This is a genomic window from Brucella grignonensis, assembly GCF_002252505.1.
GTDB classification, from domain to species: Bacteria; Pseudomonadota; Alphaproteobacteria; order Rhizobiales; family Rhizobiaceae; genus Brucella; species Brucella grignonensis.
Window position 1 is genome coordinate 434,607 of sequence record NZ_NNRL01000163.1, and the last position, 12,939, is coordinate 447,545.

Here is a 12,939-nt window from a genome sequence, read left to right on the forward strand (position 1 = left end):
TCGTATTTGTGACGTCTTTTGACGCAAGCCTGCTGTCGATCTTGCTCGTGAGTCAATACAAATATCGTCAGAGATTTTTCGTGTGCCGCATGGGTGCATGAACCGTAAGACTGGTGGTTTGTCTATGTCCCGCTTTTCTGCTGCTTCTATTATTAAAAATGCGCTTTCCGGCAACAAGAACTGGAAGCCGCAATGGCCGAATGCCGAACCCAAGGCCGAATATGACGTGATCATCGTCGGCGCGGGCGGGCATGGTTTGGGTGCCGCCTATTATCTGGCCAAGGAACATGGCATCACCAATGTTGCGGTCATCGAAAAAGGCTGGCTTGGCGGCGGCAATACCGGGCGCAACACCACCATCATCCGCTCCAACTATCTCTATGATGAGAGCGCGCATCTCTACGAACATGCGATGAAGCTGTGGGAAGGCTTGAGCCAGGACCTCAACTACAACGTCATGTTCTCGCAGCGCGGCGTGATGATGCTGGCCCATACGGTGCATGATGTGCAGAGCTTCAAGCGTCACATCCATGCCAATCGTCTCAACGGCATCGACAATGAATGGCTGACCAAGGAGCAGGCGAAGGAATATTGCCCGCCGCTCGATATTTCAACCAATGCGCGCTATCCGGTCGTCGGTGCCACCTTGCAGCGGCGCGGCGGCGTGGCCCGTCACGATGCGGTTGCCTGGGGTTATGCACGCGGCGCGACAGAGCGCGGCGTCGATATCATCCAGAATTGTCCGGTTACAGCCATTCGTCGCGATGCGTCGGGTCGCGTGACCGGCGTTGATACGCCACGCGGTTTCATCAAGGCGAAGAAAGTGGCCGTTTCGGCAGCTGGCAGCACATCGATTGTCATGGATACGGCAGGCGTGCGGATGCCGCTTGAAAGCTATCCGCTACAGGCGCTCGTGTCCGAGCCGGTCAAGCCGATCTTCCCATGCGTGGTCATGTCCAACACGGTTCATGCCTATATCAGCCAGTCCGACAAGGGCGAGCTGGTGATCGGTTCCGGCACTGACCAATATGTGTCTTACAGCCAGCGCGGCGGCCTACCACTGATCGAGCATACGCTTGCGGCCATCTGCGAAGTCTTCCCGATCTTCACCCGTATGCGGATGCTGCGCAAATGGGGCGGTATCGTTGACGTCACGCCGGATCGTTCGCCGATCATTGGCAAGACCCCGGTTCAGGGCCTCTTTGTCAATTGCGGCTGGGGCACGGGCGGCTTCAAGGCAACACCGGGTTCCGCGCATGTCTTCGCTCACACCATCGCGCGCGACGAACCACACTGGATCAACGCGCCATTCACGCTGGAACGCTTCACCACCGGTCGCCTGATCGATGAAGCGGCTGCCGCCGCCGTGGCTCACTAAGGAAATAGGGGAAACACTAATGCTTCTTATCCGTTGCCCTTATTGCGAGATGGAACGCCCAGAGCTGGAATTCGCCTATGCGGGCGAAGCGCATATTGCGCGCCCAGCCGACCCATCGACATTGACCGATGATGAATGGCGCGATTTCCTGTTCACGCGCTCCAATCCGCGCGGCACCCATTATGAACGCTGGCGGCATATCAATGGCTGCGGCCGCTTTTTCAATGCGGTGCGCGATACGGTGAGCGACAAGTTTGTCACCACCTACAAGGCCGGCGAACCCCGTCCTGCTTTGGCAGAAACTCCGGCTGCGGAGACGAAATAATGACCGATATGCGCATTCATAACAAAGGCCGTGTCAATAAGGCCAAGTCCGTTCGGTTCACCCTCAACGGCAAGACCTATTCCGGCTTTGAAGGTGATACGCTGGCATCCGCCATGCTTGCCAATGGCGAGCATCTGGCCGGTCGTTCGTTTAAATATCACCGCCCGCGCGGCATTCTTTCTGCCGGTTCCGAAGAGCCGAATGCACTGATGGGCGTCTCGCGTGGGCCAGGTCGGTTTGAGCCGAACACCCGCGCAACGGTGCTGGAACTCTATGACGGCCTCAAGGCTGAAACCCAGAACCACTGGCCGTCGCTCAAGCACGATGTCGGCGCGATCAATGATGCATTCTACATGTTCTTCTCGGCAGGCTTTTACTACAAGACCTTCATGTGGCCGAAAAGCTTCTGGAACAAGGTCTATGAGCCTTTCATCCGTGGTGCCGCCGGTCTTGGCAAATCGCCGTCCGAACCGGACCCGGATACCTATGCCAGCCGCTATGCTTTCTGCGATGTGCTGGTTGCCGGTGGTGGACCTGCGGGTCTGGCTGCGGCTCTTGAAGCCGCCAAGAGCGGCGCGAAGGTTATCCTCGTTGACGAGCAGGCAGAATTTGGCGGCTCGCTTCTGTCGGAACCGGAGCCGGTCATCAATGGCCGCGCAAGCTGGGACTGGCTGAACGAAACCATAGAAGTGCTCAAGGCTAATCCGAATGTCACGCTTTTGCCGCGCACGACGGCCATTGGCTATTACCATCAAAACATGGTTGGCCTTTGCGAACGCCTGACCGATCATCAGGCCAAGCCTGCCTCCAATACGCCGCGTGAGCGTATGTGGCGCGTGCGCGCAAAACAGGTGGTGCTGGCGCAGGGCGCGATTGAAAAGCCGCTGGTCTTTGCAGGCAATGACCGCCCCGGCGTGATGCTGGCATCGAGCGCACGCACCTATCTCAATCGCTATGGCGTCAAGGTCGGCAATCAGGCTGTCGTCGTCACCTCGCATGACAGCGCATGGCTTGCGGCTTTCGATCTCGCTGTTGCAGGTGTGAAGGTTCCAGCCATCATCGATGTGCGTTCAAGCGTTGCCGACAGCCTCGTCAACCGCGCCAAAATGCTTGGCATTGAAACACTGACCGGCTGGACTGTGACGGATTCTGGCGGGCGCCATCGCGTGTCGTCTGTGCGGGCTAATCCGGTTTCCCATGGCTCGGTCGGTGCTGCGCGCACGATTGCTTGCGATGTGCTGCTGATGTCCGGCGGCTGGAATCCGAGCGTGCATCTGTTCTCGCACACGAAAGGCTCTCTCGTCTGGGATGAAGCGCGTCAGATTTATCTGCCCGGCGAACGCACCGAGGAAAGCCGCTGTGCCGGTGCAGGCAATGGCAATTTCGACCTACAGGCCGCATTGCGCGAGGGTGCGGAAGCGGGTGCTGCTGCTGCCAATGACTCCGGACACAAAGCCAAGGCATCGGAATATGCGGTCGCCGGTGATTTTGTCTGTGATGGCGTAAGCTGTCGCGAACTGCCAACCGATCGCGATCCGGGCAAGGCCAAAGCTTTCATCGATTTCCAGAACGATGTGACTGCCAAGGATATTCGTCTGGCCGTGCGCGAGGGTTTCCATTCCATCGAGCACGTCAAGCGCTATACCACCAACGGCATGGCGACGGATCAGGGCAAGACCTCGAACATCAACGGTCTGGCCGTTGCAGCCGATGCGCTCAAGCGCCCAACGCCGCAGGTAGGTCTCACCACCTTCCGCCCGCCTTACACGCCGACGACCTTTGGCGCTTTCTGCGGTTACAATCGCGGCAAGCTGTTCGATGTCACGCGCAAGACGCCAATCGATAGCTGGGCTGAACAGCATGGTGCTGCTTTCGAGCCGGTCTCGCTGTGGCGTCGCGCATGGTACTTCCCGAAAACCGGCGAAGACATGCATCAGGCCGTGGCGCGCGAGTGCAAGGCAACCCGCCAGTCACTCGGCATGTTCGACGCCTCAACGCTTGGCAAGATCGAAGTGGTTGGCCCGGATGCTGCGGAATTCATGAACCGCATGTACACCAATCCATGGACGAAGCTTGGTGTCGGGCGCTGCCGCTATGGTCTGCTGCTTGGCGAAGATGGTTTCATCCGGGATGACGGTGTTGTCGGGCGTCTGACGCAGGATCGTTTCCATGTGACGACCACGACCGGCGGTGCTGCGCGTGTTCTCAATATGATGGAAGACTATCTCCAGACCGAGTGGCCGGACCTGAAAGTGCGGCTTACTTCAACCACGGAACAATGGGCCGTGGTGGCAATCAACGGCCCGAATGCGCGCAAGCTCATTGAGCCAATGGTTGAAGGTCTGGATATTTCCGATGAAGCCTTCCCGCATATGTCGGTGGCGGAATGCACATTCCTTGGCGTGCCAGCGCGTCTGTTCCGCATGAGCTTCACCGGCGAGCTGGGCTATGAAATCAACGTGCCTGCCCGTTACGGCCTGTCACTCTGGAAGGCGCTCTATGAGGCCGGTCAGCAATATGACATCACGCCTTACGGCACCGAAACCATGCACGTTCTGCGCGCTGAAAAGGGCTATATCATTGTCGGTCAGGACACTGACGGCACAATTACGCCGGATGATGCAAGCCTAGGCTGGGCTGTCGGCAAGCAGAAGCCGGATTTCGTCGGTAAGCGTTCGCTGGCGCGTCCGGATATGCTGAAATCGGACCGCAAGCATCTCGTGGGTCTGCTCACCAACGATCCGAAGCTGGTGCTGGAAGAAGGTGCGCAGATTGTTGCCGATCCAAAGCAGGCGCTGCCGATGACCATGCTCGGCCATGTCACCTCGTCCTATTGGAGCGAGGCGCTTGGTCGTTCCATCGCCATGGCCGTGGTATCAGGCGGCAAGGATCGTATGGGTGAAACGCTTTATATGCCGATGCCGGATGGCAGCGTGCACGAAGCCACCGTTTCGGGCATGGTCTTCTATGATCCCGAAGGAAAGAAACTGAACGGATAACACTACAGCTGCATTCTTCGTGATGCCGGGCTGCAAAGAGCAATTTGTCTGCGTTCCGGTGCTCACGTACCTTTAAGTACGCTCCCCTCCGGTACTCGAAAATCACTCTTTTCGCCACGGCCTGACGAATTTGCAACTGTAGTGATAAGGATTGAACCATGCTTGTTGAGACAAAACCTTATTCGAACCGCAAGGTCGCCATTCCCGGTCGTCTGGAAATCCATGCAGCCGATGATGCCGCCCGTTTCATCCTGCGCATTGCCCCGGCAAAACTGGCCTTGGCCGAAAAGGCGCTGGGTGCAAAAATCCCGGCAAAGATCGGCGGTTTGATCCGCACGGACGATATTGCCGTTGCCTGCATCGGACCGGATGAATGGTATATCTGGGCCGAGGAAGCCAAGGGCGCAGCCATCACACAGGCTTTCGCCAAGCTTTATGAAACAGAGCCGCACAGCCTGACGGAAGTAAGCCATCGGGAAACCGGCATCGATATTTCCGGCCCCAAAGCGGAGTGGCTGTTGAATGCCGCTTCCCCGCTTGATCTTTCGCAGATGAGCTTTCCCGGTGCTGCCCGCACGATCTTCGATCACGCCCAGATCATTCTGTTGAAGTGGGATGCCGATCATTACCGGATTGAAGTGTGGAACTCATTCGCGGATCACGTCTGGACCTTGCTGGAACTGGCCAGCAACGAAGTTTAACACGCAATCCAATTCATCAAATCGGGACTGAAAACGCCGCCCAACCGGGCGGCGTTTTTGCATTCAAAGCCCAAATTCGGTCTTGCCTTCCATAAATCCATATGTGAAGACTATATTTACATAAGAAATTCATGAGGAGGGAATTTCCCGATGTCGGAAAGCGAACTGCCGCTGAGCGGGCTTGTCGTTGTTGATATGAGCCAGTTTCTGTCGGGGCCTTATTGCTCGTTGCGTCTGATGGATCTGGGCGCACGCGTCATCAAGATTGAACGGCCCGATGGTGGCGATCTCTCGCGCAGGCTTTATCTGAGTGACACGGAGATCGGCGGTGATTCCACGATTTTTCATGCGATCAATCGCGGCAAGGACAGCCTTGCGATTGACCTCAAAAATCCTGACGATCTGGCAGCATTGAAAAAGCTTCTCACACAGGCCGATGTGGTTATTCAGAATTTCCGTCCCGGTGTCATCAAGCGTCTTGGCCTTGATTACGAGGCAGCCAAAGAAATCAATCCGCGTCTCGTCTATGCATCGATCAGCGGCTATGGCGAAGAAGGGCCATGGGTCGGGCGTCCGGGGCAGGATCTGCTGGCGCAGGCGCGCTCAGGCCTCATGTGGCTCAATGGTGATGAAGGGCAGGGACCGGTGCCATTCGGTCTGGCGGTTGCCGATATGCTGGCGGGGGCCGCGGCCGCACAGGGAATTCTCGCAGCGCTGGTTCGCCGCGGCATCACCAATAGAGGCTCGCATGTCGAAACCAGCCTTCTCGAAGCGCTGGTTGATTTCCAGTTTGAAGTGCTGACCACCCACCTTAACGATGGTCGCCGCCTGCCAAAGCGGTCCGATTTCCGCAGCGCGCATGCCTATCTTGCAGCACCTTACGGTGTCTATCCAGCAGCGGACGGTTATCTGGCGATTGCCATGATGCCGATTGCGAAACTCGCACCACTGCTTGAAACCGATACGCTTTCGCCTTTCATTGAGGATGCGAAACTGGCTTTTGCCAAGCGCGATGAGATCAAGCGTCTGATTGCTGATTGTATTGCCACGAAGACGGTCGATGAATGGCTCGCCATTCTGGAACCAGCTGATATCTGGTGCGCTCGCGTTCTCAACTGGGAAGAACTACTTGCAAGCGAAGGTTTTTCAACCCTCGATCTGCTCCAGACGGTAACGCGTGAGGATGATGTTTCCATCACCACCACACGTTCCCCACTGCGCATCAATGGACAGCGTCCGAAGGTGGCACGTGCTGCACCGCGCATTGGCGAAAACAGCAAAGAAATTCGCGAGGAATTCGGTCTATGAGCACGATCAAGCTGAAAGGCATGACCTGGAGCCACCCGCGCAGCTATGATCCGATGGTTGCCGGTGCCGAGCAGTGGCTCGCGGACAAGGGCGTCGAAATCGAGTGGGAAAAGCGGTCGCTACAGGATTTCGAGACCTTTCCGGTCGAGGAACTGGCGTGCAATTTCGATATGATCGTGATCGACCATCCGCATGTGGGCCAGATCACCAAGGAAGGCTGTCTGCTGCCGCTTGATGTGCCGGGCCGCGAAACGGAACTGAAAAAGCTTGCCGAAGGTTCGGTCGGCCAGTCCTTCCCAAGCTATAACTGGCAGGGGCGGCAATGGGCATTTCCGCTTGATGCCGCCACACAGGTTCAGGCATGGCGTCCCGATCTGATGGATAGTCCTGCAAGCTCATGGGGTGAAGTTCTGCGCCTTGCGCGCGCCGGGAAAGTTCTGCTGCCACTGCGCTCACCGCATTCGCTGATGTGCTTTTATACACTCGTTGCCAATGCCGGAACGCCTTGCGCGGTTGAAGGCGAACTGATCTCTGTTGAGGATGGCGCGAAAGCTTTTGAGCAACTGCGCGAGATCGCTTCGCTGGTAAAGCCGGAATGCTTCGGCATGGATCCGATTGCCGTGTTTGAAGAAATGGCAGAGCTGGAATCCGAAATCGCGTGCTCACCCCTGATCTACGGCTATGTGAATTATGCCATGCCGGGTTTCCGCGACCGCCTGATCCGCTTTGCCGATGTTCCAGCGGGTCCAGCAGGTGTTGCAGGCTCGGCTCTGGGCGGTACGGGTATTGCTGTTTCAGCCTTCAGCAAGCATCCTGAATCGGCAATCGACTTTGCTTACTGGATTGCAAGCGGTGACGTACAGAAGGGGCTTTATGCGGCCTCCAATGGTCAGCCGGGACATGCGGAAGCATGGGAAGACGACACTGTGAATGCGGCGACGTCTGACTTCTACCGCGACACGCGCGCGACACTGGAAGGCGCATGGGTACGTCCGCGTCACGATGGCTATATGCCGTTTCAGGAAGCGGCATCGGAACGCATCAACAAGGGCTTGCTGGACAATGAGAAGGCGGAAGATGTCGTTGCCGATCTCAATCGGCTTTTCCGCGAAAGCTTTTAATTCAACAAATTGGCTGGCGGTTAATCCGCCAGCTTTATCAATTTTATAGCTTCCAGAGACGCGTTGCATTCTCGGAGAGAAGCAGCGCTTTTTCGTCGTCGCTGCATCCTTCAAGAAGCGCATGGGTTGTGGCCACCCAAGTCGAAAGTCCGGCATCGACACTGCTCGCCCCCGGAACTGCTAAAGTGCAGACGGGCCAGTCGCTGCCCCACACAATCCGCTCCCAACCGAAGGCCTGAATGACGTGCTCCACATAGGGGCACACGGTGTCGACGGTCCAGCTTTCAGCATCGGCATAGGCAACCACGCCGGAAATCTTGGCCGTCACATTGTCGCGCTGCGCAATCTCGTTAATGCCCTTCTGCCAGACTTCCAGCGCACCTGACTTGATGTCCGGCACGCCGCAATGATCGAGCACGAATTGCACGTCCGGGGCAAGATCGGCAAGTGCCGTCACTTTGTCGATCTGGTGTGGGAGTGTGCAGAGATCAAAGGTCAGGCCAGTGCCTTCCAGCCGCTTGATATTCTCGCGGAAAAGAACACCCTCAGAAACGTCATCGGGTACGACATGCAGCACGCGGCGAAAGCCTTTGACGAAAGGATTGCCAAGCTGCAATTCGAGATATTCGGGAAAGCCTGGCTCTTCCGGGCGGCAGGAGGCAATTGCACCTTTTATAAAGCCACCATTCGCGATTGAAATATCCTGAACATGGTGCGTCTCGGCTTGAATGCTATCAGCGGCAACATCCACTTCCATGTGCAGCGCTGCCTTGATGCCGCAGCGTTCGGCCTGCTTCCGATAGGTCTCAAACAGAAAGTCGCGGTTGAGCGCCGGGACATCCCCCAGCCATGGATAGTTGAGCGCGCTTTTGTCTATCAGATGCAGATGGGTATCGATAATCATGAAAACTCTCCTCCTCCGTTATATTTTCAAAAAAGAAGAGAGTTTTCAAATAAGAATTGTTGGCGCTGTTTAATCAGTTGTTCCGATATCGGAACCAACCAGCTTCGACAGGTCTTTGACAGTCTTTTGCAGCAGATTGATCGTCTGTGTGATGTCGGGTGCAGCGGTCGAATTGACGAGCGTGACATAGGGACAGGTGAGCGCTGCAATGCATGTGCCGTCCGGCCCGAGAATCGGTGCCGACAGGTTATAGACGCCAGCCACCTGTGCACTTGGCATCATCTCATAGCCGCGCTCGCGAATCTGGTCGAGGCGCTCATAGAAGCTATCGTCAAGCTGTGCACTTTCGCCGCCTTTCACATATTCCGCGATCATCATCTTGCGCTCTTCCGGTGAACGGAAGGCCAAAAGCACATGGCCGGAACCTGTATCAAACAGGCTGATATGCGAACCGACGCGGATCGAAATACCCCAATAGTCCGGGGCTTCCTGCTGGGCGATCACCACAACAGAACCGCGGTCGAAAACCGCGAGCTGGTTGGCTTGCTTTGAGCGGTCTGCGAGTTCGCGCATGAAGGGCGTGGCGAATGATGCAAGTCTGCGCACCGGCGCATGCAGATGTGCAAGACCGAATAGTTTCAGCGTCAGAGAATAACGGTCGCCTTCGAGCTTGGTCACATAACCGCGCTTCACCAGCCGGTCGAGCATCCGATAAAACTCGTTGGGGCTGCGGTCGAGATATTTGGCAATCTCGGCTTGACTTAAGCCGCCATCGACGCTCGCCAGCAATTCGAGAATATCCAGCCCCTTGTCCAGCGCAGGCGCGCGGTAGCGATCATCCGTTTCCAAACTGGTCCCCTTCATGAATAGCCTTCTTCATATACGAACATCGCAAGTGATGAAAGTCGTGAACGCAGCGAAAGCGCCTTGACCGGCTGTGAATATTATGTTTGCATATAAATACACAATTTACAATTGGGTGCGGGCACGGGAGGTGCCCGTCATGAGGAGGAAAGCATGAGGAATTTTACGACATCTGTGCTGGCAGGTTCAGTCCTGCTTGCGCTGGGTATGGTTTCTGCGGGGGCTGCGGAACTTCCGGGCAAATTTGAAGGCGTTACAATTGACGCCAAGCTCATTGGTGGTCAGCAGTATGAAGCGCTGTATTCGCGCATTGCCGAATGGGAAAAAGCGACTGGTGCCAAGGTCAATATCCTGTCCAAGAAGAACCACTTCGAGCTGGACAAGGAAATCAAGTCGGACATTGCATCCGGCTCGATCAATTGGTGCGTTGGTTCCAACCACTCGTCCTTTGCACCACAATATCCTACCCTTTATGCCGACCTGAACGCTTTGGTTCCAAAGGAAGAAATCGAAGGCTTCGTGCCATCGGTCATCAAGGCGTCGACGCTTAACGACAAGCTGATCATGCTGCCGCGGGCGCAATACGACGTCTCGGCGCTCTACTATCAGAAGAGCCTCTACGAAGATGACGCCAAGAAGGCGGCATTCAAGGAAAAATACGGCTACGATCTGGCGCCGCCAAAGACCTGGAAGGAAGTTTCCGATCAGGCTGTATTCTTCGCTGACCCGCCAAATTTCTACGGCACGCAGTTTGCGGGCAAGGAAGAAGCGATCAATGGCCGCTTCTATGAAATGCTGGTGGCTGAAGGCGGCGAATATCTCAAGGACGGCAAGCCTGCTTTCAACTCTGAAGCCGGTGTTCGTGCGCTCGACTGGTTCGTCAATCTTTACAAGGCCAAGGCCGTTCCTGCAGGCACCACCAACTATCTGTGGGATGAGTTGGGCGCTGGCTTTGCATCCGGCACCATTGCACTCAATCTGGATTGGCCGGGCTGGGCGACCTATTTCAACGATCCAAAGTCGTCGAAAGTCGCAGGCAATGTCGGTATCGCCGTCGCGCCGGAAGGTTCATCGGGTAAGCGCACTGGCTGGTCGGGTCATCATGGCTTCTCGGTCACTGAAACCTGCAACAATAAAGAAGCTGCCGCATCGCTCGTCTGGTTCCTGACCAATGAGGATTCGCAGAAGCAGGAATCGGCTGCTGGTACGCTGCCAACCCGCACCGCCGTCTGGGATTATGTCATCGAACAGGCTGCTTCCGATCCATACAAGAAGGAAGTGCTTTCGGTGTTCCAGGAAACGGCAAAGACCGCTTTCCCGGTTCCGCAGACCCCATCCTGGATCGAAATTTCCAACGCTGTTTATCCTGAGCTTCAGGCAGCTATCCTTGGTGACAAGACCTCACAGCAGGCGCTTGATGATGCAGCCAAGAAGGCAACGCAGATCCTTGAGGATGCTGGCGAGCTTTAAGCCCGCCGTTTGATTTAAACTATGACTTCATGGCCCGCTCTAACCGGGGCGGGCCACTTTTGCGCTTAATGACCGCTTCGGAAGAACAATGTTTAAACGAATTTCCCCGCCGGTTCTGCTTTTGCTTCCGGCCTTCATCATTCTCGCAGCGGTGGTTCTGTTTCCCCTCGCGCTTTCGCTCTATTCAAGCTTCACGCCGTTCCGGCTGACGCGTCCTGAAAGCCTGTTCAACTTCATCGGCTTGCGTAACTATCAGCGCATCATGAGTGATTGGGTGTTCTGGGCTGCATTCATCCGCACGGTGATTTTCCTCACCATCGCGCTCAATCTGGAAATGCTGCTCGGCCTTGGCTTAGCGCTGCTCATCAATAAGGCCACCCACGGTCAGCGTGTTTTGCGCACGCTGATGATGTTCCCGATGATGTTTTCGCCGGTGCTCGTTGGCTTCCAGTTCAAGTTCATGTTCAACGACAATATCGGTCTCGTGAACAATGCGCTGCAATCTCTGGGCATCACCAGCCAGGCTATTCCATGGCTGATCGACGGCAATCTGGCGCTGTTTGCGATTTTGCTGGCAGAAGTCTGGATGTCGACCTCGGTGTTCGCAATCCTTATTCTGGGCGGTCTTCTGTCCATGCCGCAGGACCCGGTTGAAGCGGCCCGCGTTGATGGCTGCACGCCATGGCAGACCTTCCGCTATGTCATCTGGCCTTATCTGATGCCATTTGCCTTTATCGCAATGACCATTCGTTCGCTCGATGTAGCGCGTGCCTATGACATCGTGAAGATCATGACCGATGGTGGCCCGGCACGGCGAACCGAGCTGATCTGGACGCTGGTCGGACGCACGGCCTATTCGGATGCGCAGATGGGCTTGGCCAATGCCATGGCTTATGTCGCGATCCTGCTCTCGATCCTCTTCACCGTAATGTTCTTCCGCAAGCTTGCAGCCGCACGCGCGCAAATTGGAGCGGAGTGGTAATCATGGCTTCCAAAACCCTCTCTAATGATCAGCATCGTCTGCTACGTCGCGTCAAGAAAGTCGCCTATCTCATCGGCCTGTTTCTCGCGATGACGATCATTTGTCTGCCCGGTCTGTGGATCGTGCTGTCCTCGCTGCGCCCGCCGGTCGAAATCATGGCAAAGCCACCGGTCTGGATTCCGCAGGAAATCACGCTTGATGCTTATTATGCGATGTTTTCGGGTGCTGGCGGCGGCGGTATTCCGGTCTGGGATTATTTCCGCAACTCGCTGATTATCTCGGTCACATCCACCATCATCGCGCTGATTGTCGGTGTTTCAGGTGGCTATGCCTTTGCGCGCTTCCGCTTCTGGGGCAAGTCGACAACCTTCCTCGGCCTCATGCTGACGCGCTCGGTGCCGGGCATTGCCTTGTCGCTACCGCTCTTCATGCTCTATTCGCGCATCGGCATTATCGACACGCATTTTGGTCTGATCGTCACCTATGTGGCGCTCAATGTGCCATTCACGATCTGGCTGATCGACGGCTTCTTCCGTCAGGTGCCGAAGGATCTGGCGGAAGCAGCCCAGATTGACGGCTGCACACGCTGGCAGGCCTTCTGGCAGGTGGAGTTTCCACTCGCTGGTCCCGGCATTGCGACCGCAGGCATTTTTGCCTTCCTCACTTCGTGGAACGAATATGCGCTGGCGTCCCAGCTTACCCGTTCCGTCAATTCCAAGACCCTTCCTGTTGGTCTTCTCGATTACACCGCTGAATTCACCATCGACTGGCGTGGCATGTGTGCGCTGGCGGTCGTGATGATTATTCCGGCGCTGACCCTCACATTCATCGTTCAGAAGCATCTTGTTGCTGGTCTGACGTTCGGCGCGGTTAAAGGTTGATATTAC

General features: G+C 56.2%; 11 protein-coding genes. 9 read left to right on the forward strand and 2 right to left on the reverse strand.

The window, feature by feature from the left end:
• Positions 1–124 precede the first annotated feature (124 nt).
• The 6 genes from CEV33_RS15860 (at position 125) to CEV33_RS15885 (ending at position 7,832) form a co-directional block, all read left to right on the forward strand.
• The gene (locus CEV33_RS15860) at positions 125–1,378 is read left to right on the forward strand and encodes a sarcosine oxidase subunit beta family protein (protein ID WP_094541369.1); all 1,254 of its coding nucleotides are present in this window, start codon (positions 125–127) and stop codon (positions 1,376–1,378) included.
• Positions 1,379–1,397: 19 nt separating this feature from the next.
• Positions 1,398–1,703, forward strand: a complete 306-nt coding sequence (locus CEV33_RS15865) for a sarcosine oxidase subunit delta (protein ID WP_010658073.1) — start codon at positions 1,398–1,400, stop codon at positions 1,701–1,703.
• Positions 1,703–4,702, forward strand: a complete 3,000-nt coding sequence (locus CEV33_RS15870) for a sarcosine oxidase subunit alpha (RefSeq protein ID WP_094541370.1) — start codon at positions 1,703–1,705, stop codon at positions 4,700–4,702. Before CEV33_RS15865 ends, CEV33_RS15870 begins: the two co-directional genes overlap by 1 nt.
• 158 nt (positions 4,703–4,860) lie before the next feature.
• Positions 4,861–5,403, forward strand: a complete 543-nt coding sequence (locus CEV33_RS15875) for a sarcosine oxidase subunit gamma (RefSeq protein ID WP_094541371.1) — start codon at positions 4,861–4,863, stop codon at positions 5,401–5,403.
• A gap of 150 nt (positions 5,404–5,553) precedes the next feature.
• Positions 5,554–6,711, forward strand: a complete 1,158-nt coding sequence (locus CEV33_RS15880; RefSeq protein ID WP_094541372.1) for a CaiB/BaiF CoA transferase family protein — start codon at positions 5,554–5,556, stop codon at positions 6,709–6,711.
• A complete protein-coding gene (locus CEV33_RS15885) occupies positions 6,708–7,832 on the forward strand; it encodes an extracellular solute-binding protein (RefSeq protein WP_094541373.1) in 1,125 nt (374 codons plus the stop codon). The genes CEV33_RS15880 and CEV33_RS15885 overlap by 4 nt, the downstream gene beginning before the upstream one ends.
• 43 nt (positions 7,833–7,875) lie before the next feature.
• Here CEV33_RS15885 and CEV33_RS15890 read toward each other — a convergent pair whose 3' ends face one another.
• Positions 7,876–8,736 carry an amidohydrolase family protein gene (locus CEV33_RS15890; protein WP_094541374.1) on the reverse strand — a complete coding sequence of 287 codons (861 nt, stop codon included), beginning with the start codon at positions 8,734–8,736 and terminating at the stop codon, positions 7,876–7,878.
• A 69-nt stretch (positions 8,737–8,805) separates the two neighbouring features.
• A complete protein-coding gene (locus tag CEV33_RS15895; RefSeq protein WP_094541375.1) occupies positions 8,806–9,600 on the reverse strand; it encodes an IclR family transcriptional regulator in 795 nt (264 codons plus the stop codon).
• A gap of 153 nt (positions 9,601–9,753) precedes the next feature.
• Between CEV33_RS15895 and CEV33_RS15900 the strand changes: the two genes are divergently transcribed.
• The 3 genes from CEV33_RS15900 (at position 9,754) to CEV33_RS15910 (ending at position 12,933) form a co-directional block, all read left to right on the forward strand.
• A complete protein-coding gene (locus tag CEV33_RS15900) occupies positions 9,754–11,070 on the forward strand; it encodes an ABC transporter substrate-binding protein (protein ID WP_094541376.1) in 1,317 nt (438 codons plus the stop codon).
• Positions 11,071–11,158: 88 nt separating this feature from the next.
• Entirely contained in the window at positions 11,159–12,052 is an 894-nt protein-coding gene (locus CEV33_RS15905) for a carbohydrate ABC transporter permease (RefSeq protein ID WP_024898098.1), read from the forward strand.
• 2 nt (positions 12,053–12,054) lie between these two features.
• Complete coding sequence (locus CEV33_RS15910) at positions 12,055–12,933, forward strand: carbohydrate ABC transporter permease (protein WP_007873406.1); 879 nt, start codon at positions 12,055–12,057, stop codon at positions 12,931–12,933.
• Positions 12,934–12,939: the final 6 nt, after the last annotated feature.

What these genes read in the sequence shown, in the direction of transcription:
- CEV33_RS15860 (WP_094541369.1), top strand. Translation starts at nt 125, where the DNA reads ATGTCCCGCTTTTCTGCTGCTTCTATTATTAAAAATGCGCTTTCCGGC.
- CEV33_RS15905 (WP_024898098.1), top strand. Translation starts at nt 11,159, where the DNA reads ATGTTTAAACGAATTTCCCCGCCGGTTCTGCTTTTGCTTCCGGCCTTC.
- CEV33_RS15900 (WP_094541376.1), top strand. Translation starts at nt 9,754, where the DNA reads ATGAGGAATTTTACGACATCTGTGCTGGCAGGTTCAGTCCTGCTTGCG.
- CEV33_RS15910 (WP_007873406.1), top strand. Translation starts at nt 12,055, where the DNA reads ATGGCTTCCAAAACCCTCTCTAATGATCAGCATCGTCTGCTACGTCGC.
- CEV33_RS15880 (WP_094541372.1), top strand. Translation starts at nt 5,554, where the DNA reads ATGTCGGAAAGCGAACTGCCGCTGAGCGGGCTTGTCGTTGTTGATATG.
- CEV33_RS15870 (WP_094541370.1), top strand. Translation starts at nt 1,703, where the DNA reads ATGACCGATATGCGCATTCATAACAAAGGCCGTGTCAATAAGGCCAAG.
- CEV33_RS15875 (WP_094541371.1), top strand. Translation starts at nt 4,861, where the DNA reads ATGCTTGTTGAGACAAAACCTTATTCGAACCGCAAGGTCGCCATTCCC.
- CEV33_RS15895 (WP_094541375.1), bottom strand. Translation starts at nt 9,600, where the DNA reads ATGAAGGGGACCAGTTTGGAAACGGATGATCGCTACCGCGCGCCTGCG.
- CEV33_RS15885 (WP_094541373.1), top strand. Translation starts at nt 6,708, where the DNA reads ATGAGCACGATCAAGCTGAAAGGCATGACCTGGAGCCACCCGCGCAGC.
- CEV33_RS15865 (WP_010658073.1), top strand. Translation starts at nt 1,398, where the DNA reads ATGCTTCTTATCCGTTGCCCTTATTGCGAGATGGAACGCCCAGAGCTG.
- CEV33_RS15890 (WP_094541374.1), bottom strand. Translation starts at nt 8,736, where the DNA reads ATGATTATCGATACCCATCTGCATCTGATAGACAAAAGCGCGCTCAAC.